This window comes from Alteromonas sp. ASW11-130 (assembly GCF_026183735.1).
Classification (GTDB): Bacteria; Pseudomonadota; Gammaproteobacteria; order Enterobacterales; family Alteromonadaceae; genus Alteromonas.
This window is the reverse complement of sequence record NZ_JAPFRE010000045.1, coordinates 74,085-97,719: the sequence shown is the minus strand read 5'-3', so window position 1 is coordinate 97,719 and position 23,635 is coordinate 74,085. Positions and strand designations below refer to the sequence as shown.

Annotated in this window: 18 protein-coding genes; 5 read left to right on the top strand and 13 right to left on the bottom strand. The window is 42.8% G+C overall.

What is annotated here, in order from left to right; translation table 11 throughout:
* Positions 1–117: 117 nt before the first annotated feature.
* Genes OPS28_RS15590 through OPS28_RS15555 form a run of 8 tightly spaced genes read right to left on the bottom strand, consistent with a single transcriptional unit; the run spans position 118 to position 12,531 of the window.
* Positions 118–1,530: a tetratricopeptide repeat protein gene (locus OPS28_RS15590; RefSeq protein WP_265610388.1), complete on the bottom strand. Its 1,413-nt coding sequence runs from the start codon at positions 1,528–1,530 to the stop codon at positions 118–120.
* Positions 1,520–4,279: an NERD domain-containing protein/DEAD/DEAH box helicase gene (locus OPS28_RS15585; protein ID WP_265610387.1), complete on the bottom strand. Its 2,760-nt coding sequence runs from the start codon at positions 4,277–4,279 to the stop codon at positions 1,520–1,522. The genes OPS28_RS15590 and OPS28_RS15585 overlap by 11 nt, the downstream gene beginning before the upstream one ends.
* A 10-nt stretch (positions 4,280–4,289) precedes the next feature.
* A complete protein-coding gene (locus OPS28_RS15580; protein ID WP_265610386.1) occupies positions 4,290–4,934 on the bottom strand; it encodes a hypothetical protein in 645 nt (214 codons plus the stop codon).
* Positions 4,934–7,906 carry a type I restriction endonuclease subunit R gene (locus OPS28_RS15575; RefSeq protein ID WP_265610385.1) on the bottom strand — a complete coding sequence of 991 codons (2,973 nt, stop codon included), beginning with the start codon at positions 7,904–7,906 and terminating at the stop codon, positions 4,934–4,936. The genes OPS28_RS15580 and OPS28_RS15575 overlap by 1 nt, the downstream gene beginning before the upstream one ends.
* 23 nt (positions 7,907–7,929) lie before the next feature.
* Positions 7,930–9,135 carry a restriction endonuclease subunit S gene (locus OPS28_RS15570; RefSeq protein ID WP_265610384.1) on the bottom strand — a complete coding sequence of 402 codons (1,206 nt, stop codon included), beginning with the start codon at positions 9,133–9,135 and terminating at the stop codon, positions 7,930–7,932.
* Complete coding sequence (locus tag OPS28_RS15565; RefSeq protein WP_265610383.1) at positions 9,122–10,717, bottom strand: type I restriction-modification system subunit M; 1,596 nt, start codon at positions 10,715–10,717, stop codon at positions 9,122–9,124. The genes OPS28_RS15570 and OPS28_RS15565 overlap by 14 nt, the downstream gene beginning before the upstream one ends.
* Before the next feature lie 18 nt (positions 10,718–10,735).
* Positions 10,736–11,656, bottom strand: a complete 921-nt coding sequence (locus OPS28_RS15560) for a DUF5655 domain-containing protein (RefSeq protein WP_265610382.1) — start codon at positions 11,654–11,656, stop codon at positions 10,736–10,738.
* Complete coding sequence (locus OPS28_RS15555) at positions 11,653–12,531, bottom strand: WYL domain-containing protein (RefSeq protein ID WP_265610381.1); 879 nt, start codon at positions 12,529–12,531, stop codon at positions 11,653–11,655. The genes OPS28_RS15560 and OPS28_RS15555 overlap by 4 nt, the downstream gene beginning before the upstream one ends.
* Positions 12,532–12,635: 104 nt before the next feature.
* Between OPS28_RS15555 and OPS28_RS15550 the strand changes: the two genes are divergently transcribed.
* Complete coding sequence (locus OPS28_RS15550; protein WP_265610380.1) at positions 12,636–12,947, top strand: hypothetical protein; 312 nt, start codon at positions 12,636–12,638, stop codon at positions 12,945–12,947.
* 81 nt (positions 12,948–13,028) lie between these two features.
* Here the strand turns inward: OPS28_RS15550 and OPS28_RS15545 are convergent, their stop codons facing one another.
* Complete coding sequence (locus OPS28_RS15545) at positions 13,029–14,636, bottom strand: Tn7-like element transposition protein TnsE (RefSeq protein WP_265610379.1); 1,608 nt, start codon at positions 14,634–14,636, stop codon at positions 13,029–13,031.
* Positions 14,612–16,192 (bottom strand): TnsD family Tn7-like transposition protein, encoded by a 1,581-nt coding sequence (locus OPS28_RS15540; RefSeq protein ID WP_265610378.1) that lies wholly within the window; start codon positions 16,190–16,192, stop codon positions 14,612–14,614. The genes OPS28_RS15545 and OPS28_RS15540 overlap by 25 nt, the downstream gene beginning before the upstream one ends.
* A gap of 54 nt (positions 16,193–16,246) precedes the next feature.
* On the opposite strand from OPS28_RS15540, the gene OPS28_RS15535 reads away from it, so the two are divergent.
* Positions 16,247–16,477, top strand: coding sequence for a helix-turn-helix domain-containing protein (locus OPS28_RS15535; protein ID WP_265610377.1), 231 nt, complete (start codon positions 16,247–16,249; stop codon positions 16,475–16,477).
* A 13-nt stretch (positions 16,478–16,490) separates the two neighbouring features.
* Here OPS28_RS15535 and OPS28_RS15530 read toward each other — a convergent pair whose 3' ends face one another.
* Complete coding sequence (locus OPS28_RS15530) at positions 16,491–17,051, bottom strand: hypothetical protein (RefSeq protein ID WP_265610376.1); 561 nt, start codon at positions 17,049–17,051, stop codon at positions 16,491–16,493.
* On the bottom strand, positions 17,048–17,977 hold the full coding sequence (locus OPS28_RS15525) for a hypothetical protein (RefSeq protein ID WP_265610375.1): 930 nt from the start codon (positions 17,975–17,977) through the stop codon (positions 17,048–17,050). Before OPS28_RS15525 ends, OPS28_RS15530 begins: the two co-directional genes overlap by 4 nt.
* A gap of 581 nt (positions 17,978–18,558) precedes the next feature.
* On the opposite strand from OPS28_RS15525, the gene OPS28_RS15520 reads away from it, so the two are divergent.
* Both OPS28_RS15520 and OPS28_RS17105 read left to right on the top strand, forming a co-directional pair.
* Positions 18,559–20,079, top strand: a complete 1,521-nt coding sequence (locus OPS28_RS15520; protein ID WP_265610374.1) for a bifunctional metallophosphatase/5'-nucleotidase — start codon at positions 18,559–18,561, stop codon at positions 20,077–20,079.
* Complete coding sequence (locus tag OPS28_RS17105) at positions 20,072–21,760, top strand: GGDEF domain-containing protein (RefSeq protein WP_265610373.1); 1,689 nt, start codon at positions 20,072–20,074, stop codon at positions 21,758–21,760. Before OPS28_RS15520 ends, OPS28_RS17105 begins: the two co-directional genes overlap by 8 nt.
* A 223-nt stretch (positions 21,761–21,983) precedes the next feature.
* Here OPS28_RS17105 and OPS28_RS15510 read toward each other — a convergent pair whose 3' ends face one another.
* Positions 21,984–22,730: a TrmH family RNA methyltransferase gene (locus OPS28_RS15510; protein ID WP_265610372.1), complete on the bottom strand. Its 747-nt coding sequence runs from the start codon at positions 22,728–22,730 to the stop codon at positions 21,984–21,986.
* Positions 22,731–22,874: 144 nt separating this feature from the next.
* Between OPS28_RS15510 and rlmE the strand changes: the two genes are divergently transcribed.
* Positions 22,875–23,498, top strand: coding sequence for a 23S rRNA (uridine(2552)-2'-O)-methyltransferase RlmE (gene rlmE / locus OPS28_RS15505; RefSeq protein ID WP_265610371.1), 624 nt, complete (start codon positions 22,875–22,877; stop codon positions 23,496–23,498).
* The last annotated feature ends 137 nt before the right edge of the window (positions 23,499–23,635 follow it).

Sequence of the window (23,635 nt, the reverse complement as noted above, 5' to 3'; positions counted from 1 at the left end):
CCTTCTAAATCACGCTAACACATCGAAATAATTGTGAAAGCGCTCTTTTTTACACCCCTGCATAAACTTCAGTCACAAACTCCTCAGTTGTACAAATAATCGACTGATGGGAGTAATCTAAGCGTTGATGCTATTTTTTTGGATTTTTATTGCTCTCCAGCCGGGCTTATCTTTTTTAGGATCGTAGTCTAAGATTTTTATTGCGCTAACCAATTCCCCATTTTCAAATCCACTAACAAGATAGGGGGGACAAAAAACATCATCGATAAAGCCAAAACCTTTGGGATTTAGCCTTAATTCGCCTTCAAAGTTAGAAACTTTTTCGTGTTGTTGCTGCGAAATTTTATGCGCTTCCAAGATATCTTCATCTTCGCCATCTTGAGCCAATTTTAATTCAAGCCATGTGCCAATTTCTGGGAGGCCTTTTCCAAAAAATACACCTTTTCGAGCGCTGAATTTTTTTCCTAAGTCGACGTAAACACTGAAACCTTTGCCTGACCTATGATGAGCATCGACGATACCTATAATCGTCTTCAAACTTTCCGTAGCATACTTTAAAGCTTGATCTGCGTATTCCTTAATTACAGCATCTAAATCTACCGACTCAGGAGCAGATGCATCAAACCATGACTGTTGGACTAACTCTTCGTGCTCAGGTTTTAGCTTCCAACCATTGGCATTGTATATTTCAATCAGTCTACATAGCGCAGCAGATGCTTGTTCAGTGCTCTGTTTCTTTGCAAAGATCTGGGCGAGTCCAAAATACATTGGGATGCAAAATGGCGGTTCATGAGCCTCAATTATCCCTTTCGAGTAACAAGCGATTGCTGCATCCTCATCGTTCTCGATATAAGTGTCAGCTAGCGCCCCCCACGCCCACGATTCAGACATTTTTTTGCGAAGTACAACAATTGCCGCTTCTCTAGCTTCATCGTATTTTCCTGCACTTACCAAACACTTTGAGATATCGAATTGTAGCCAAGTCTTATTTTTGTCGAGCGCATTTTCAAGCGCATAATTCAACAAACTTAGAATACGAGAAAGATCTAACTCCCAATGCTTGTGACTTTGTAACCATGCCTTACTCGTTTGGCGTGCGAGTCTAACGAGGAGGCTGGGATACTCCCCCTTATCTGTTTTAAATGGCTTTAGGTCATCACTTCGATACAAGCGAGAGCCGTAAAAGGTAAGCATTTGTATGTAGGCTAGATAGTGTTGGCCGCACCCTTTAAATAGATTGAAAAATCTAAAATCAAGTTCGTCACAGGGTACAGGCAGGTTCAACTCAGCAATACAATTAATCCACGAATTTACAATTTCATGCTCTGTAGCGTTTGGGATTTTTCCCGGTCTTGCTAAAACTGTCTCTTGAACCGCCTTGATCCCTGCATAACAGACCCAAAATAACGAAGTTCTTAAAAAGGTATTATCAGGTTCCTTTTGAAAGACACTGAAGCCACAGTTCCATGCATCAACGAACTGACCTTTTTGTTTAAGCTCTCTGATTTGAGCAAAGACTTCACTGCTCATTTAATCTCTCCCTGAAAAAGTGTATTGCTGCTTCCGAACTCGCTTTTTCCGGCATTATCTTGGAAATCAAACCGTCTTTGCCGACATAAACCTTTAATGTAACCGAATCTTCGCTATTAGTTAATCCAACTAACATTTCCCATTCAGAACGGCTTTGGGCAGTAACTAAGTTGAACGCCGTTGGCTCTACGAATGCGCCAATTGCTTGGAGGGCGCAATTAAGTCTTTTGTCAGGTAGCGATATTTTAGCCTCCAGTAGAGACTTTAATTCTTCAACCAACTTACTATCAATATCAGTATCTGGGAATGCAAGGGTCTTAACAGTAATGTTTTTATCATATGTAAAACGAACTTTAAGCTTTTCGCCTGCACTGTGTTCAAAGGTATACAGTTCCTGATAACTGTGATGCTTTATTTCACTTATTCGCCAGTCGGACTGCTCGAGTCGTTTAACGACGTTGAAACAAATAGCCCTGAGTTCACTGATATCAGAGCTGAAGCCAACAGGATACTCAAATGACTCTAACACCTGCTTCTCAGGCATCTGGTAAGCAAATCCTTTAGATAAAGAAATAGGACCGATCACACAGTTTTTATTAGGTATAAACTGCGTGTTGTACAAGGGAGTCAATTTTGGATACCTCAAAAGCATTACAGAATGCTCTGCACTCATGCTGGCGGTATACAAGAACCTAAAATAACCGTCATTGGTGATTGCCTCACCACTCGGTCCCCTGCTCGCATCTAGAAATACTTTGCTCCATTGTCTACCTTGCGCCCGGTGGACTGTCATCGCATATGCATACCTTATTCTGGCCGCGTTTAAGAGCGGACTACATGCGATATGATTTTGAATTAGCTCATTGTATCTCTTCTTTTCGGATTTATACTGAACAGACCGTTTATCAGTAATTTTTTCAAGTTGACTTTTTACGCCTTCATAAGATTGTGTGGCATTTTCTCGCGCCATGATATTGAGCACTAGCAGCTGGTCTTGAGTGAGTTCAGGTTTTTCCGCATGCAAATAGTCAACAACGTAAGCAATCCTCACATCCCCTAAGGTCGGGATCTTGCAAGTCAACGCGCCAATCCTTACAACAGTTGGCACATCACGCCCCTTCAGAGTAAGCTCAAATGTATCTATGTGCTCGTCTACGTCAGTGACAGTGGCTATTTGGCCAGAGTGAATCCACTCGTTATTAGTTTCTATTTCATAGGCGCTTTTATTATTGAGGACGGGAGAACTCGTATGAAAATCAATCAAATCACCAGCATTTAACGCTAGTGGATTTTTTTGTCGCAATACTTTTTTCTTAACGGCTAAGTTAACCTTATGAGCGACACTATTGAGTGCTGTGAGATATACCGCGTAATGAGGTCCAGAAGAAATCTCAACACCGATGGAAGGGCTATTCTCGATTTGCGAGACAATATCATTATTTGCTTCTGGCAAACTAGTAAATTGCTTTAACTGCATTTGCTGTGCTAACTCGAATTGAAACTCATGCAATTCTTTTGGCTCAGACTCTATTTGTTGATCTAACTCAATCTCGTCGATAGCTAGTTCTTTATCTCTGAATGCCTGACCAGACAATAAACATTGCTCAAGATCGCCACGGGAGAGTTGGTATGGGTCGCCGACAATAAAAAATTTGCATGGTTCACTACCAATAACGGATAGAAGGTCATTGACCATATGGCCAGTACCAAACACTGCACTTTCCATATCAAAGTAGCTATTGCTGATAAGATGGGCTTCGACAATTACAACAATTTTGTCTCTTATCTGTTCGCTCGTAAGTACTATTGGATGTCTAGCCAGTTCTACGCCATTAGACTTTTTAACCACGCCATCACTTTTGGTGCTGTAGAGGGTCTGATAGATTGAACAAAATTCTCCCAGTCCTAAAGATGTGTATCTTGCAGCTAATCTGGCGTTAGGTGCAACAAGCAATGTACTTTTGTTGAGTGTACTAAATTGTTGGAGAATTTCTCGTAATAAGGTTTTTTTACCAGTACTGGACATTCCCTTTAAAACAAAAGCACATGATTCAGATTCAATCCAATCATCAACTCGAAGCAGGGCATTCTTTTGCGATCCTGCTGGAATAAAGGATGCACTCGGAGATCCACTGTTTTGCTGCATCTCTTTTACGATAGGTTGTCCATCTGGGAAATATTCTGGAGCATTGATTTTTTCAGCAAATAATTCAATTTCTCGCGCCGATAAATTGATACCTGCACTCGCAATACCATCAATAGTTCTTATCGCCTTGTTTGAGTCGCATACATGAAACCAACTTTTTATCTGTTGTGGGATCTGGCTATCATCGAACGTTATGTCTCCTTGAAATAATACCAATCCCGCTATGTGCCCAAGGTTTGGCTTTGATGGGAAGTCAAAGTGACCACCTTTAATGTAATCTAACAAAGCAAACTTGTTGTTTCTTATTTGTATAAAAGGGTTTCTGCTATTACCACCTTTAACAACTATATTGTCGCAATACCATGGCCCGTTCTCGGAAAAGGTGACTGCTCCACCAAAGTTTTTAAAGTCGATAACGATGATTGCATTATTTTTTATAATGAGTGCATCAAACTCTTTACCTGCAACAAAGAAATTACCAAATAAGAAAAGCTCTTCGTCGCGGTGCTCCCATTCGCTACTTAACATGTCGTACAGCGTATTAAATGCATGATTTTCGTGGCTATGAGTAAATGGTTGTCCTCGAAATGCTTTGAAGCTCATTTTAGTCCTTTTAGTATTTTCTCGAATGCAGCAGAGGTGCTCCAAATCCGTTTTGTAAGTTAATTAATTTGCATACCAAGGCATACGCTGAACGAGTTATTCCTTCAAGCTCTCGCCCATAACCATGGTCGTTCATAGCTCTAATATTGGAATATTCATCCCACAGGTCAGCCCTAGTTATGTATTCGTTACACTTTCCCTGATCTCGAATTCCTAGTCTTTTCATTAAGGCCACGTAGCTGATTATTTCAGACCATGCTTGGTCGCAATAACCTTGGGCATATCTAGCGCGAATTTGTTCTGGAGTGAGCCTTATCGACTCAGTGTGAGTTCGAGGTGGTGTTATTGGTGTAGGGGGCGATTGATAAGAAGTCCGCTGGCTCAGGCATGCCTTAATCGCACTAATGTTATTTTTAAAAGCAGTGAGCTGACTCAGATCTACATCAGACAATTCTTCAGGCACTGCCCCTTCATAAATAAATCTAGGGGGATTCCAGTCTTTGCGCTGTACTTCAAAAAGAGAGAGGTTATCGCAATCCACAAAAACGAGTGGTTTGTTACTGCTGTCAGGTGCGTTATTGGCATGAGTTCTGTCTAAATAAACCCACGTTTTACGTTGTGTGTCATATCCCCACCATTCCATGGCTACTGTCATTACATTCCCTTATAAAACGTATTCACGAACTGTTTAAACTTATCGGCAATTCGCGGAATCACGGTGCGGCGTTGGAGCACGCTTGGCGGCCTGCGCATAGTGCGCACCACGTCTTCGCGCAGTGGTTCTTGATTGGTATATTCAATTCGCTCTACCACATCAACCACGGCTTCTTCATCTAGGTCTTCTTCACTCGCCAGTTGCTTGATGGCTTTGTCTTTCTCAACCTCCCAATAGGCGCTAAACGCTTCGCCTATGTCTTCGGCATTTTTAACCTCTGGCAGGTTTTCTTGAATAAACTTATCGATGAGTTCTTGCTTACTGCGCAGTTCTGGATCGCCGCCAATGGCCTGCATCAAGGCTTTGTACTGGTATTGATATTGCTCTTCGCTGTCTGCATCTTTGAGCTTGGCAAGTAAGTTTAAGATGTATGCTACATTGATCACATCCATGGCCAGCAGCTCTAGCTCAAAATCAACCTCTTCTAGAATAGATTCCTTATCGCCGCCAGTAGTTGTTTTCACCTTGTCGTACAGGTCTAAGTACTTACTCTTATAATCCTCAAATGTCTGCTCTTCGATGCCAACGTCATCAAAATCAAAGTCAGCAAATGTCGACAGCACATTGCGCAGGCGCATTAGCTCTCGAAATGCTTTTATAAACTCAAGTTCAGCTTCTTCATCTACAAGAGAATCAACGCTGTCGATATCCGGGGCGATATCTTGCAGTTTTGTCAGCGCCTCGTCGAAGAGCTTCACGAACTCTTCGTAGGGCGGCATGATCACCGTGTCTTTGGCGTCTTTATTTGAGAACAACGCCAGTGCATCATCAGTGCGCTTTTTAAGGTTACGGAAGCAAACAATATTGCCCTGCGATTTTTGCTCGTTAAGAATGCGGTTGGTACGCGAATAAGCCTGAACTAACCCATGATATTTCAGGTTTTTATCAACGAATAAGGTGTTGAGGGTTTTGCTGTCAAACCCGGTCAGGAACATGTTCACCACAAGCAGTAAATCAATTTTGCGCTCACGCACCTTTTTAGAAATGTCGTTGTAATAGTTGTAGTACGACTCGCTGTCTTTAGTGGTGTAATTGCAGCCAAACATGGCGTTGTAGTCGCCAATATAGCTTTCTAGCTTGTCTCTGCTATGAGTGTACAGGGCACGCTCTTCTGCCACCTTTGGAAGCGCGTCATCGTCTGGTTGCTCAAAGTCGAATACGCCGTCGGCGTCTGGATCTTCTTCGTTGTCGCTGTATGAGAATATGGTGGCAATGCGCAGGTCATGCAGCCCTTCGGCCTTTTTCTTGGCAAACAGCTCATAATATTTAATCAGCGCAGGTACACTGGATACACAAAACATCCCGGTAAAGGCTTTGCCATGGGTTTTACGGCCATGCTGGGCAATAATGTAATCCACTATCTTTTCTAGCCGCGCATCCGATTCCATCAGCTCTTGGGTATCAATGTTCTCAACTTCTATGTCTACTTCATTGGCGCTGTCTTTTTTGCGATAACGGCCTACGTATTCCACCCCAAACCGCAGCACGTTTTCATCTTTGATGGCATCCACAATGGTGTATTTATGCAGTGGCTTGTGGAATAGGTCTGTGGTGGTGTATTTGCGGCCCGACTTAGACACCGCGTTCTCAGCCATAATGGGCGTGCCAGTAAAGCCAAACATTTGGTGATTAGTAAAAAACTCACAAATACGGTGATGGGTTTCACCAAACTGGCTGCGGTGGCATTCATCAAAGATGAACACGATGTTCTGTTCACGTATTCGTTCCATCTGCGCTTTATGGCGCTTGCGGCTAATGGCGTGGTTAAGCTTTTGAATCGTCGTTACTATCAGTTTTTCATTGCGCAACTCGTTTAGCTTGCCGCCGTCGGTTTGGCTTGCCGACTTTCTTACGCCATCTTCTTCAACGTAATACACCTCTTTACCCAAAAACTGTTTTACCAGTACATTGGTTTTATCCGTGCCATCCACACAGCCTTTCTTAAAGTTGTTAAATTCTTTGGCGGTTTGGTAATCCAAGTCTTTGCGGTCTACCACAAATACTACCCGGTCTATGCTGGGGTCTTTGGTAAGTAGCTGCGCCGTTTTAAACGAGGTTAAGGTTTTACCAGAGCCTGTAGTATGCCAAATATAGCCGTTAAGCTTTTCAGTGGCTTTTTGCGCAGGTGGCAATGCAGCGCGTTCGCCTACCCGCGCAATAATCGCTTCGGTGGCATAAATTTGGTAGGGGCGCATCACCATGAGCATGCGGTCGGTTTCGTTGATCACCACGTATTTGGTGATCATGTCGGTCACGTGCGCTGGGGTTAAAAACTGCGTGGCGAACTGCGTTAGTTTTGCATAGCGGTTGTTATCAACATCTGCCCAAAAGAAGGTCTGCTTGTAGCTAGGCTTACGATTGCTTGGGAAGTTGGCGTAATACTTAGTATTCACCCCATTGGATATCACAAATATTTGCACAAACTGAAAAATACCGTCTTCCGCCCAGTACGAATGGCGCTGGTAACGGTTTACCTGATTAAACGCCTCTTTAAGCTCAAGGCCACGGCGTTTTAGTTCAATTTGAATCAGCGGCAAGCCATTTACCAAAACCGTTACGTCGTAGCGGTTTTTATATCTGCCCTTTATGGTGACCTGATTGGTTACCTGAAAGATGTTCTCTTCATGGCTTTCGGCCAAAAAACGAATATAAGCGGTGCTGCCATCATCGCGGGTAATGCTAATGCGGTCTCGCAATAGCTTAGCCTTATCAAATACATTGCCTTTCATTAAGGCATTGCGCACCTGCCTAAACTCGGTTCCGCTTATTTCAAGTTTGTTTAGCTTAGACAGTTGCATGCGCAGGTTGTCTTTAAGGCTCTGGGCATCATTTAGCTGAATACGCTCAAAGTGTTGCCCCTGCAACTGAGCAATGAGGTTATCTTCTAATTGTTGTTCTGACTGATAGCTCACATAGATTCCTTTCTTGCTAATGGCTACACAAACATCTGCTGCAACAGACCTTTTTTAAAGGTTTGGGTCAGGTCGATTTGTTGTTGTACTGCGTTTAGTTTTTTGTCTAATGCTTGCAAGAAATCAGCAATTTTTGTTTGTTCTTCTAAACATGGGAAAGGTACTCTCACTTGGTAAAAATCCTTCTCTCCAATGTTAAGTAACCCATCCATCCTCGCTGAAGAGGAAATTAATCGCCTCAACTGCTTATCTAGATACTTAAATGCGAACAATTGAGCATAAAAATCGGCATTACCCTCCTTAAGTCTGAAACTACGATAAACATAAGGAACCAAAGCTTCTTCTTCTGTATCTAATTTGTAGATACAGCCATAAGTGTAAGATTTCGAGTTGCCTCGGTTGTAAGAGAACTCACCCTTCCTAATATGCGTATATTTATCGAGTGAAGTACCAGCAATTACTTGGCTAAAGCGGTCTTTCTGATGAAGGAACCCTTGCCCAGCAGATATCGTCATCACACAATCGATAGCTTCGGGTGCTCTTCTTTTTATTGGTTCTGCGATATCTGATAGCGTCCTCATTTCCCAATCAGGAAAGGCTTGGCCGTTGTCGTCTTTAAAGCGGATTTCTTGGCTGAACAGCTTTTGCATCACGCCTTTTTTGTATTGCTGGAGTAACGCATGCTTTTCTTTGAGGAGACGAATTTTTTCATCTACCGCCGACAGAAAGTCCGCGATTTTTTGTTGTTCTTGGTGGCAGGGAATAAATAACTTGGTTTGTAAGATATCTTGGCGAGATAAGCCGGGGATCATATTGCCAGACGCTAAAGCTTCATACAGCTTCTTATTTTTTGACAGTCTGAAATAGATGAACCTAATGTCATTAACGGCTTTACTTCTGATCGCCATTAATTGTCTACCCATCGCTACTTTGGGTAGCTTGAGCAGCATCATTTCACCGACTCCACTTCCTTTGACAGTAATCAAAATGTCGTTATTTATCGCAACCTTTGCGTGGACCAACGACCATTTACTAAGCTCACTCTCAGAGTTAGTAAAATCTGATGGGCCGGTAAAATAAGGAGTATCAGTTGGCGAATTAACATACTCATCAGGAGATAAATGTTGCCCTGAAATTAACTCACAAACATTAACAATTTGTCTTTTCTTCCAAGCGCCATTAAAGCTTCCAAACCTTAACATTGGAGTTAATACATCATCTTTCTTCACGACAACCCCCAAATGGAGATGTGATACTTAACTCTTTACAAAGGCTAGTAAGCAAGTCATCCGCAGTTGATAATTCTTCATCAACTTTTTCCAGCCTTTTAGTAATATTACTTAAGTCTATAGACTCCTCTTCCTCAAACGTATCCACATACCTAGGAATATTCAGGTTGTAGTCATTGTCTTCGGCTATTTCTTTGATACTTGCCACATAGGCAAACTTGTCGGCCTTTTCTGGCTCAAGCTGACTGCGTTTTTCAACTGCCTCTAAGATGCGAGCTAAGTCTTCATCCCTTAAGTAGTTTTGATTCGTGGCTTTGCCAAAGTGCTGGCTGGCATCAACAAACAGAATATTGTCTTTATGCTGGCGGTGTTTTTTGAGTACCAGAATGCAGGTAGGAATAGAGGTGCCGTAAAACACGTTGGCTGGCAGCCCGATAACGGCATCGAGGTAGTTTTTATCCTTAATCAGGTGCTTGCGAATATGTGCCTCGGCGGCACCCCGGAACAATACGCCGTGTGGCAACACCACCGCCATGGTGCCCTTTTCATCTAACTGATGCACCATGTGCTGCACAAAGGCAAAGTCGGCCTTAGATTTAGGCGCAAGCTTGCCGTAATCCTGAAAGCGTTCGTCGGTTAAAAAGCCTTGGCTGGCACTCCAGTTTGCCGAAAACGGCGGGTTGGCTACCACAGCTTCAAAGCGCTCTTCTATATGGTGTGGGGTTTCTAAAGTATCGTCTTGCTGAATATCAAACTGGCGGTAATGCACGCCGTGCAAAATCATATTCATTCGGGCGAGGTTATAGGTACTGGGGTTGGACTCTTGCCCGCAATACTTACCGACTTCTTTCACCTCTTTGGCTACCCGCAACAACAAAGAGCCTGAGCCGCAGGTAGGGTCGTACACGCTTTTAAGCTTGGTTTTACCTATGGTCACCAGCTTGGCCAAAAGCTTAGACACCATGGGTGGCGTATAGAACTCACCCGCCTTTTTACCCGCACCTGAGGCAAACTGACCTATCAGGTATTCGTAAGCATCGCCGAGTACATCGATATCGGTTTCGTGGTGTAAAAAGTCGATGGCATCTAAGTGGGCCAGTATTTTTGAAACTAACTCGTTTTTTGCTTTTTCGGTTTTACCCAGTTTGTTCGAGGTAAGGTCGATGTCATCGAACAGGCCATTAAAGTCGTCTTCGGCGGCGGTGCCCATGGTGCTTTGTTCAATGTGGTTCAGCACATCGGTAAGTGGCTCAAGGATAAACTCACCAGCCTCGCCTTTTTGTGCCAGTACATGGAACAGCTCACTGGGTTTTAAGAAGTAACCAAGTTGGTCGATGGCCTCTACTTTAATGGCATCTAGGTATTCTTGGCCTTGCGTGCTCGATTCATCAATGGCATCGAACTTGATGCTATCTTCTTTTAGCAGGTCATCGGCATAAATATCCATGCGCTCTGACAGGTACTTATAAAAAATAAAGCCAAGTATGTAATCGCGAAACTCGTCGGCACTCATGTTGCCGCGCAGTGAGTTGGCAATGTTCCACAGTTGTTTTTCTAGTGCTTTTTTGTGTTGCTCTACCATGTTGGTATGACTTCCCTTTTAATTATTTTCAAAGCTTTGCTGAATAAGTGGCTTTGCTTTTTCGATATCTTGCTGATTACGGATAACAACTTCTAAGTTGCCCGTGCCCCAATGCCCTTTATTGGTAACATCGTGAGTGAATCCGTCTTCTAGCGCTATGTTGTTTACATCAACCTTTAAGTAAATCAATATACGCTCGTCTTTTTTCTGGGGTAATACAAGAACGCTGGCGAAGTTTTTGATGCGTTTAAACGCGGTGTATAGCTTTAGCTCTTTGCGCTGAGAGTCATCGCCTAGCGACTCACAGAAGTCGCAAATTTCATTGTAAAGCTTCAGCAGGTTAGCGCTGGCATTGCTCAGCGCCTGCTGATGGGTTTTATCCTGCGATGACTTTTTAACACCTGATGCTTTGGTATTGGCAACGGCTTGGTTGGTTTTGGTTGATTGGGTGTTTACCAGTTCAAGCATAAGCAGATTATCGCCAAAGTACTTATAGCGCATAAGCTCTATGTTCTTATCAATTTGCTTTATGGCGTGTTCATCGTATTTGGTGAAGTCGCTGGCAATACATACAAGACGAGCGCCGTTCCATTCGATTTCTTCGGCGGCTTTAGCGCCTAACGCTTTCATCACCAATAACTGAAATTCTGCCTTGTGATCTAGCAGCCAGTCGTAATAGAACAAGCCTTGGTTTATGACGTTTTCATTGGTGTGGCGTTTGTATTCGATGATCACCGGACATCGGTTTTCATCTAGCCCCAGCGAGTCAATACGCCCCCCGTTTGAGGTAGTAAACTCAGATGCTAAAAACGACACACCTAGAAAGGTTTCCATCTGCTGTTCAACCAGTTGCTGCAAGTCTTTTTCATATTTAGCAGCTTGGCTTGTAAGTTCAGTCACGGCGTTTTGGCCTAACTGAAATAATTTAATGTCGCTCAACTTTCACTTCCTTGTGTGTATCCCGGTGCTATCGCTAAATTAACCACCTTGTTTAACGCAAACCTGTTTTGCAGCCAAAGCTGGTATTCCGGCCCCTTTAACGTACCACGCTCGGTACAATCCACATTCCAACGCCTTAGTAGGTAGCCTGCCATGGCAGCACGCACTTCGACAATGCGCTGGTTATCTACCATGGCGTAATCTAGTGCAATGGCTGTAGGGTGCTGCACGTTTTTAGGATGCGGCACCAGTTGCAAAGGGATTAGCCGTTGCCATTCGGAATCTGCTTCTGGTAATTCGTTTGGCTTAGCGGCTTCTTTAATTGTTACTTTGCTGATTCGGGTTAATACGAAGTCGCGGAAGCTTTTGGTTTTTCTGTCATAACCACGCACATGCCAGCGAAGCCCGTTATCGACAACGCTGTGCGGCACTATTTCTCGGGCGGCTGAGCCACTAGATAACGACGTATAGATAATGTTTACCGCTTTGTTGTTAAAAATTGCCTGCACCAGCTTGGCCACTATGGCGATATCGGGAATGTTCAGGCTAGAAGGCGATTCCACCGGAAAATGCACATCACCAATAGCATCAAATCCATCGCTAATGTCATTCGCCAGCTTTATTAACGTGCGGTGGGCGTCGTGAGTGAATACAGGTTTAAAGTGCTCGGTTTGGAAGTAGCGCTTATCTTTGGTGCTGTACTCAAGATTATTCGGCGCTAATTCTTTGTATAAATTAAAGTCACGAGAGCCTGCCGATAAACCAACCTGAAAGCGGTTGATTAAATCCTGCCTAAATATCGCCCCCTTAAACATCAACGAAAAGTCGATGTATGCAAGGCGCTGCTTCTGTGCGTAGCCGATGTTTTCCAACATTATTCTAATAAATTCACCTTAAGAACTTGCTAGTGTGGTTTATTTTGGTACGGTTGTAAAGAGTTCATACTTTCGTATCAATCTACTAAGTCGAGGTAACGCCAATGCCTTACTGCTCTACAGCAATAAAATTAAGGGACGAATGCGATTGGTCTGTTGAAAAAGCCTTAGCGGCCATCGGCAAAGAGATGTTTAACGCTGAGACTGTGCATCTTCTGGATGGCGACTCCTACAACATTGATGCCGGGCTAAATGATGTTCGCGCTATAGTGAATAGCGATGAGCAGTTGATTTGCTTGTTCTGCCGTTACCAAAAGGATGTTGCCAAGGTTGAAGCGAAACTCGCTGACTTTGGTAGCCGCCATAGCGATGAATGCACCCTTGTCGCAGTTGATCACAAGGGAATGCCTAAGTAACTAAAGGCCTAGAGTACTGGCTTTTAAGCCTTGCCCTATCTTAGTTGCGCTGTCGTACTTTCTGTTCAGTTCGCTCAGTCTTTATATCTTTTCTAAGATTGCTCTTGCCCAGCTTTGAGTTTGCTCTTCACTGAACACAGAGTTATTAACTGGGTGGCCCGGGATGTGGCTTATAAATTTTGCTTTGATCCCAGTATGCTCAAGGTATTTACGTGGCCAACTCAGCGATTTCGCTACTAGAGCGGACAAAATAGGATCTACACGACCACGTGCTTCGTCCAAGCAATCATAGTGGAATAACAGCGTTGAGAGCCGTTTATTGTCATCGAAATCGGTCAAGTCTAACTCTATCAACGTTAATGAATTTAGCGAACTCGTGGTTTTAAAGTGCGCCACCGCAGCACATCGTGGAATACCGCTAATTTTTTTGTTATGACTTCTGGATGCGCCAACTTTATGCAGGGTCCTTATCTCGTAACTTATAAAGTCTAGATTCGGCGACCTGCCAACCTCTTCCACCATTGCCTTAAACGCATCAAATACTGATTGATCAAGTTGATCATCGGTGTTGCTCGATGTTACGACAGGAGTAGCTTCTCCCAACAATGAGGATAAGTCTGTGCTGGCAAGTTCGCTGCCAGCTAACTCACGCTGATCTCCGTCAACTCCTACAACAATCTTTTTGTTAGTGGTGAGCGTCTCCGAATGCCTTTTCGGATTTAGGGAAAATTCGCTTAGTCCTTGTGCATTAACTGTTCTCTCTGGCAGAAAGCTGCTTGCAGAAGTCTCGTCATCTATTTCGAAAAAGCTGGGAGTTTTATCAGGCTTTTCAGACTCACCTTTAGCCTTATGAGCTGATGCTTTTAGCCAATCTTTACTGAGGAACCGAATATTGTTAGGTAACGAATTGGGCACATCAGTTAGGCCAACAATCTCGGTCACCACTACTAATGGCTTGTTCTTATAGTTTCTCTTGGTATTGCCACAGACAACCTTGAGCTTGGCTCCGGTTAAATCGGGTGGGTTAAATGCAAAAGACCACCATGTGGTTGTATTGCCGTCCTTATATTTTTTACCTTTTCGATATTTAAGGTGGTTCTCATGAATCGATAAAAAAGCATTATTCCCTGCTTTATCGCACAATGTATAGGCTAGCTTTCCCTGATTGAAAATTTGCGTAAAACGGCTTCTCGAAAGTTGAGCGCTGGCGTTAACTTCAATGTATAGACAGTTTATATTGGGTTGGTACGAATTGAAGTCTATGCCAAGAGAGAGTGGTTCAAGGGCGTAATGAAACATCTTGCTGTTTTGCAGAAATAACGCACGAGCCAGCTCTAATTGTGGGATTGCTACAAATGAACCTTTCTTTTCAAGCACGAAATAGCGTTCAAAGCGATTATCTATATTTAGACTGTTAAGACCAAGACCATGCCCAGATAAATCAGCTATGACTTTGCTCCAGCTTAGTGACTTAAGTTTCTTTTCTACAGATTCTGTGCCTGTTGCATTGTATGTGTGACCAACCACAAGATCGGAGATAAGCGAGGCGAGTACAGACCTCTTCTGAGATTTTTTAAATCTAACCTGAATATGCCAGTCGGCACTATATGCGTTACGAAACAGAGAGCCTATATAGAGAAGCGTGTCGTTGTCTTCGACCCCTTTTATTTTATATTTTGTGCCAGCCAATCAACACACCACTCACAGGTTTTACAAACCATAGATGATATTTGCCTTTGGGTGTTGATTCTAGCCCTTCGATAAAGTTGCCATGGCTGGGCACGTATATTTTGCTTTGCAAAAAAAGCGGTGGCTTGTGTTAATCGTCGGCATTGATAGTCTTCAACGCTTTCGCTGTAACGCTCTAAAAATCTTGCGGTTAACGGTAACCTATAAAGGTTATGCTCAATTGTGGCTGAATTATTAAGCTGTAGCATAAACCAACGTTTTGAGCGCCTTTCTGAGCTAACATCATTCGTTAAATACAAACATGCGAATAGCGCCTTGCACGTAACGTGATCACGTTTCCCCCAATTTACCCGGTCATTCTTACTCGTTCTGTCTACTCGATATTTACTGTTGGTATCTAGTAGCCAATATTTGTCTGCACGATATAGGGCCGCGTAAAGCTTTTTTCCATCCGTGGTGTTGGTTCGAGCTTGCTTGGGGCCGTCTGACTTTACCATAGCGAGCCACGCGTTTTTCCATTTTGCTAATTTAGCCCTATCCTCTTGAGAGGAACCATGCGTTGACGGTGTTGCAAGGAGGCGTTGAGTAGGTGGCAAGCTCACGACTGCATTGATCCACGAGTTTATGTCTCCATCAAAAAAAGGTAGAGCACCAACTAAATGAATGAGATAAGTTTGCTGTTTTCTGTGCTTTCTGAATAAAGCGGCCATTGCCTGATCAAAGGTCTTCTTATTAAAACCACAGGATTCCAGCCATCTCCATGACCAAAACCGTTGAATAAAATTGGCAACTTCAGCTTGGCAAATATATTGTCCGCGATTGTATTGTCTATCAATTGCCAACCCCCGATAAAACAGAGTTAACTGATCAAGCGTTAAAGTAGGCCAATCAAGATTTTCCAAGATATTCATCGCGGCTTTCGCCACTAAGCCATCCTGCACACTCGCTCTACGTATTGTCGCCGTATTTGAGTCAATTGAATGAATTACATCGATTAGCGGAATATACGCATGACGAGCTGGATTATGTATTGCTATGTCAGTTTCGTGCAGCGTTATGCCATGCATGGGGCAGCAGTTGGTATACACCCCAAACCATCTCCGGTCCCAAAACATTTCGCCATAGGTGTTTATCTGCTCAAGAACGCATAATGGACAAAACCTAAAAAAGTTATTCTTCCTTAGTACACAAGTGGCAAGCCCTAGACTTGTTGTATAGGTGTTAGCGCCAGTATTAAGCATTTGCTTTAAGATCTTACGTTTTATCCTTTGATCGGAAAATGCGGCATAAAGCGAATATAACGTGTGTTTAAGTACCAGTTCTTCTGCACTTATTGATAGGTCTGGCAGAATGTTTGTGTGAGCAACGCTTATGCAATTTGGTACTTCTGCTGACGCAATCACTGTCCGTACTTGAAACACATCCTTGGCTAAAAGCTTATCGGGAAGGATTCCGCACCTAACCTTGTAGCGAGCTAATGCACTATAAAAAAGCTCATTTGGATATAGCTGAGGGAAGAAAGGTAACGTGACCACAATTCCCCAATTTCGGGACAAAAGGTTTTGTCATCATAATGGGGACATAACACTTTGTCACGCTTTTGGGGACAAATGATCAAATCGACGAATCATCAGGATTACCAAAAGCTGATTGCTTGGCTTAAAAAGTCGCGCCTTGAAAAAGGTCTGACAGTTCGGCAGTTAGGCGAGTTACTTGATGAGCCTTTTCAGTTTGTGAGCAAGATTGAGAATGGCCAGCGAAACTTGTCGGTGCACGAGTACGTGCAGTATTGTGAGGCGCTGGAATTAGACCCAGCATTGGGAATTAAAATTTTACGGTGATGACCCTGTAAAACTAATTACTCGTTAACAATGTATGCATCCTCTTTACTATCATTAAAATAGTAACCATCAGATTTAGAGTTAGAAAAACTATAAACGGAGATAAGAAATAAACATCTGGCTGTATATTCATTGAAATCTCTCCATGTGCAAAAGAATAACTCCATCCTCTCGCCACGCTCTCTATTAAGCAAAAAAACACAAGAGAAACTGAAATGACGATCGAGTAGCAGATGTTGTAATAAAGCTCGTCTAACAGACAACGCTTTCTTTTTAATAATGCGTTATTTCCATTTTCTTTTAACTCTATTTTGTCAGAAATTTTGATACCTTGGTCATATACTAATACAAGAACACTAAGTAAGAGCGCGGTAAAGATAGCACCAAAATTTACTAGTAGGGACGATATTTCATTGGTCTGTTTGAAACCAAAAATGACCGTAAGAATGGCAACCACTAGAGGTAATATTACGAATGTTATCCAGTCCGACAAGCTTAGCTTACCTGTAGAGGCGTTTTTTAAGGTATTGTAGTGACCTCTTATAATCTCATTAACATTAACTTTTGAACTCATATACTAGTCCTAATATTTAGACCCGGGTACATTGTTGCAGCGTATTCATTGACAATTTCCCGTATCCATTTCTGTATAGATTTAAAGTCAGGGACGCCATCAATTAAGTTTACTTCTTCACCAACTTCTATCTCACATAGAGGTGTAGAGACATTGCGACCAATATTAAAAGTCTTCTGCTTGCCGTTCATCTCTACTACAGTCTTAATCTGCGCACCGTATTCACCTATTATTTCAACAGCTTTAAAATGATCTGAATTTCGGTCTAAATAATCACGTAACTTTCCAAGCCCATTATTCCTTGGCGGTTTAATAACCAATTCTTGCTCATGGTGGCCTAACATTTTCACTTCGTCAGCAATATCATTTACTCCAACAAACTTAGTCAATCTGACCTCTTTTGCTGTGGCATCTAACCACGCCTTAACGGCATTATCGTAGGAAAGTGGATTCATTTGAATTACTAAATTCGTAGCCGTTTGGAAGAAGTCTCCAAATAATTTTAGAAATAGAGTTTTAACTCCAATCCCTCGATAGGCATGCATAAAAGCTATGGACTCATTGAATCCCTTCGGCACAAAAAAATAAACGAAATGCTTAATAATTTCCGCATTATTTTGCGCCTTTTCAAAATCAACCGAACCTGTTTCAATATTAATTATGTCACTTTTAATTCCATAACTTCCAACATTAAACCAAGCGGAAATTTCTCTCGTGGTCTCATCAATTACCAGATCACTAAATTGATAAACCTGCTTTGTTTCTTCTACAATTTTGTAATCGTTACTATTTCGAGAAATGAAATCGTTTAGTAAATAAAAGAGGTCGTGCTGACCTATTTTATCAAGAGTGTGATATCTCTGGTCTTGTTTACCTTCTAGGCTCTTGTTGTAACAGCGCATGAGATAAGGAGCTACGGAGTGCATTGATTCCCTTGCTTATCATAATTTTTTTATAGGATAAATTACCATATTTTAAATTTATGTCCATGACTACAAGCTTTCAGCTCCGCATTAAACCATATATAATATACTCTTCGGAACCCAAACTAATATGCAAATACATCAAGAACATTCTACATAACGTTAGAAAACGCTAAATAAAAATGGAAGTCACTAGGTAAATCCGCGATTGTGCAATACGTAAAAAGCCTTGGTCTTTATCACCAGGGCTTTTTTGTGTCTTATATGAACTTCCTTCGGTAGCGAGATATTGTTCTATATAATAAACGAGTGGCAGTAAGGCTTGTATTAGTCATCGTGAATGTGCAGCAGACAATATCGTGATAACTGAAGCTGGGCGGGTAGTTTAAACGCGTAAGGGAAATGAAAATGTATATAGCGTTGAATAGGATAGCATAAATTCGGCCATAGCATTTTGGCTTATATAACTGATATTCCTATTCAAAACGCAACTATTAAATATTGTCAAATGTCTGCCTATTCTTTGCAACATTGCCAATAGACGCTAATACTTACGTTTATCAATTTTGATCAAAGGCAGGCCATTGAAAATAAGGCTTCTCTCTTCAAACCTTAGGTTACTTTTACTGTTAACTTTTTTCATCCTGGACGTGTGGGCGGAAGAAAGACGCGCAACGTTTATTTTCACTGCTGATATGCCAGTGGTAGGCGATGAACGAAAGGGGGCTTATGCGAGATTGGCTACCCTACTCGATGAGGTGCGTGCAGCACGACCAGAAACGGTATTTTTGTTTGGCGGGGCCAGCTTGGGGCCAAGTACCATGTCTGGTTTTGACCGTGGTGCCCATATTATTGATGTTCTCAATAGTCTGGAGCCGGACGCCATGGGGGTAACTAAGCGTGAATTCAGCTACTATGAAGATGAGCTTTCACTACGAGCTTACGAAGCGGGTTTTCCCATGGTCGCCAGCAACCTATTCGACCCTCTTATACAGGGTACGCCTACGGGCCTGGTAGACAGCTTCCTTATTGAAAAAGGGAGCTTAACCATTGGCGTGGTTAGCATCGTCCATCCTTCGGTCACGGATGAATATCCTTTGCAACGGGTGCAAATTACAAGTCCACGAGAAGAAGTCAATGCTAAAGCTCAGCAATTACGATCTTCCGGCGCGCATATAATTGTTTTGCTCTATTCCCATACATCTGAGTTTGTTAAAGCGCAGCTTGAGAACGGCGTTGTGGACCTGGCGTTTATGACAGACCCAGATTTGGATATACGCAACGAAGGGGATATGTGGACTCACCCACGAAACATTTCACTGACGCAGTATTCTCAGGCGGCAATCGTGACGTGCACGCTGCATGAAAATGGAAAAGAAATTTTAACCACTAGCTGGGATTTGCTAAACCTGGCCGATTATGCGCCCGACCCAGAAGTCGCTTCTCAAACGACGGGTTACACTATGCGGTTAAATCGGTTACTAGACGAGCGCATCGGGCAGCTACAAACAACAATGGATACTAGTAGGAAAGCTGTTCGGTCAGGAGAAAATGCCTTTGCAAATTTATTAACCGATGCCATTCGTAGTTTTACGCAAACAGATATTGCGTTATTAAATGGCGGTATTATCCGAGCCGAAAAACAATATGAAGTGGGCACATTTATCACTCGCGGCGATATTTTTGAAGAGTTACCTTTTCGCAACAAAGTGGCGACTTTAACTATTTCAGGCAAGGCCGTAATTCAGGCGCTTGAAAACGGGCTAAGCCTACTGGAATCATTAGAAGGACGGTTTCCACATGTTTCTGGCATGCAAGTCACATACGATAGTACCTTACCCGCGGGACAACGGGTATTAACTGTGGAAGTTGATGGCAAACCGCTTGATCCCAACGCAAACTATACGTTAGCGACTACACAATATCTGGCAAATGGCGGTGATGGATACCGTATGTTCACGGAAAGCGCCTCAGAGTCATTAAGTAATAAATCACCCCCACTGCTATCAGATATCGTGATCTCAAGAATCAGGAAACAAAATCAGATCAGTCCTGTAGTTAAAAATAGAATGACCGACATAAGTAGCGGGAATCCCAGTGAATAAGCATGAAACTTCTCAGCTAAATGAAGTAAAACTTTCCTATTTACAGGATAAAAGGGTACCGCTTTCCAAGGTGTTTCTATTTTCCATTTCTACCATTATTTTTCTTTTCTTTCTGATTTCTATCCTTGCGTTTTTTCGGTTGCAAAGTTTCAGTGATATTCTTACCGAGCTTACTGAAGAGTCTGTACCTGCTTTGGCTATTTCAGGGCGTATTTACGGAAAAGTAAATCAATTGACATATCTGACAGAAGGGTTAACACGGGCACAAAATGAAGTCGTCAGAAGAGTATTGTTTACCCAGTTGCAGTCCCAGATTGCCGATTTACAGATGTTGGCGGTCGAGCCCGCCGCGGATCCAGGCTTGCTAGGACATATTCAAGGCTTGGATTTAGAGATTAGTGAGTTAAATCAATTAGTAAAAAGCCGCCTAGATATTGAGTCAGTAGTTCAAACCAGACTGGAAGCAATATACAAGCTTTATAGTGAAGTAATGAGTACTCAAGCAGAGCAGGAAGAGGCAAGCGGGGGGATTGAGGACATCAATTGGAAAATAATTTTTGCTGATATTGTCGCTATGTCATCCAGAGTGGCAACCTTGGACAGACTTACCGAGATACGGCAAATAGAACGGGGCTTAGAAGATCAATTAGAAAAATTAGGTGAATTGGCGCAGACCCTCCCTGACGAGCAAGAAGCGTTAGCATCAGCGCAATTGAGTGCGCTCAGAGAGCTGATTATCGATAAAGCGGGTTTGGTTGAACAAAAGATTGACCATCTACGCACTCGTGGGCGCGCCACCGGGCGAGGTAATTTTGTACGCAACTTTATCCTCGATTATGCAAGTATGTCTGAGTATCGCGCACATCAACTAAATGAAGAAACGCTAGCCAGAACGGTGCTTACAACTGAACAGGTAAAAAGACAGATTAATATTCTGGCCACCGTCAGCGCGATAGCTATCCTGATTTTGATAGCCGTGCTTTACATTATTCAGTCTAGAATGGTCAACCGGCTAGAGCGATTAAATCAATTTGTTAATGATAGACTAGCAGGGCGTGAAATCCCGTTTAGAATATCAGGCAATGACGAAATTTCTGATATTGCACGATCCTTCGAAACTTTCGCCCTCACCATCGAAGAACAAAATCAAATTCTTGAAGATATGTCACTATCGGATGGTCTGACAGGTATTGCGAATCGACGTGCATTTGATAAAAGAATTGACCATGATATTCAGCTCGCAGTGCGACATAAGTGGCCCCTCTCCGTAATTTTGTTTGACGTTGATTATTTTAAACTCTACAACGACTCATATGGTCATGCGGTGGGGGATGAATGCCTAAGAAAATTAGCATCCGCAGTAAAGAACGTGATGAGGCGCGATCAGGATTTTATCGCTCGTTATGGGGGGGAAGAATTTGTTTGTATTCTGTCGGATACCGATTATGAAGGAGCAGCAGTTGTTTCTACTACCCTATTAGAGACTGTTCGCCAGCTCGCCATACCGCATTCAAAAAGCCCTATTTCTCAGTATGTCACGGTAAGTTTGGGTTCAATTACCGCGTGGCCCTCACATACAAATGAAATATCCGCTATTAAACTGCTTCAGCGTGCCGATGAAGCGCTATATGAAGCTAAAGGGGGCGGCCGTAATAAAAAAGTGAACTTTCAGTTAGCCTAGCCACATTTAACGCAGAAGACGAGCCTACTTAATCTTAATTCTTCAATCCGTATCTGTTACCTAGCACTTGTCAGAACATGAATATTGGTACAAAGATGCGAGGTTGCTCGTATAGAGCTTACCATCCACTGAGATTGTCAGCGTTAATGCAGCGATACAGTCGACGGGTAACTCTCACTGCATTAGGCAGTGATGTACCTTGCTTAGTAAACACAAAGTGCTTTTACTCTAAAGACAATTGGAATGCACAAATGCCAAGTGCGCTAGCTACGTTTAGGGATTCGATCTCGCCTTTCCCGGGAATGGTAAATGCTTTGGCATCGAAGGCTGATAGCGTTTCCTGGGGAACGCCTCTTGCCTCATTTCCAAACAAATAACATGAATAGTTATTGAAATCAGGGTGGGTAACGGGTTTGCCACGTAAATCCAGATAGGCGAAGTTATCAAATCGTTCAGGGAGCGCATGAAGGGGGACTTCTTGTTCCATAGGTAAATGGAAAATGGCGCCCATGCTGGCTCTAATCACCTTTGAATTATGCGGATCAACACTGTTTGGGCTAAGTAGCAGGCTAAAATTCCCAAACCAGGCCAGAGTACGCATGATCGTACCCAAATTCCCTGGGTCTTGTATTTCGTGTAAGTAAATGTATTTTTTGGTGTGTTGAGCTTTTCGTATTGGTGAATCCAGCGCGGAGAACGGAACACAAGCAACGATCCCCTGGGGGGTTTTGGTATCGCTGAGCTGAGACATCTGTTTTTTCGAAACAAGAGTGATAGGCCAATGACTGGCGTGGCTTTCTGCCCAGTTTTGGTAGTCTTCAGTAATAAATAATCGTGTAGCACGCCTTTGCGCGGGTGCTTTAACCGCCTTAAATAATTCCAGGATGAGATGTTCACCCTCAACAAGAAAATAGCCGAATTGGTTCCGATATTTTTTATGATGTAGTTTTTTCACATCGTCTAATTTCATGTTGCCGCTCTACGCAAATAAACAGGATGGCATATTGGAGCGAATTGTATCGTTAACCGCGCATAAAGTCAGGTGGATTGGTAAATCAACCCGTGTAGGACTACAATATGCAGCGTTTTATGTAGCACAAAGCAGATAGAGTTTATGGCAAGGTCAAAAACCAGTAAAAAATGGATGGATGAACACGTTAATGATCCGTACGTGAAAAAGGCTCAGATTGACGGTTATCGTTCGCGGGCAAGCTATAAACTGATAGAGATAAATGAAAAAGACAAGCTTATTCGCCCGGGCGATGTGGTCATGGATTTAGGGGCAGCGCCTGGCGGCTGGTCGCAAATTGTAGCCCCTATTGTAGGGCAATCTGGCCGTGTAATCGCTTCCGATATTCTACCAATGGATAGCATTATCGGAGTGGATTTTATTCAGGGTGATTTTACCGAAGAAGCAGTCTACGACACTATTCTGCAAACTTTAGATGGAGCGAAGGCCGACGCGGTAATTTCCGATATGGCACCCAATATGAGTGGCGTCAATACTACCGATCAATATGCATCTATGTATCTGGTTGAGTTAGCATTAGATATGGCGCGGAATGTTCTGAAGCCCGGTGGAAGCTTTTGTGCAAAAGTTTTTCAGGGTGTAGGCTACGATGAATTTATCAAAGAGGTGCGACGTTCATTTTCCAACGTAGTGGTACGCAAACCTGCTGCATCTCGTCCACGCTCAAGAGAGGTTTACATAGTAGGGAAGAGCTATAAACACGCGTAGTAGGCCTCATAAAAGGCCGCGAGGTGAAAAATACTGCGTTATGGAATCGACGAGGACTCCGATGATGGAGCTGAATTTAAATAGCTCCATACGTTTACCTGTAGTAGCTCATATCTGATCTTACATTATTATAAGCT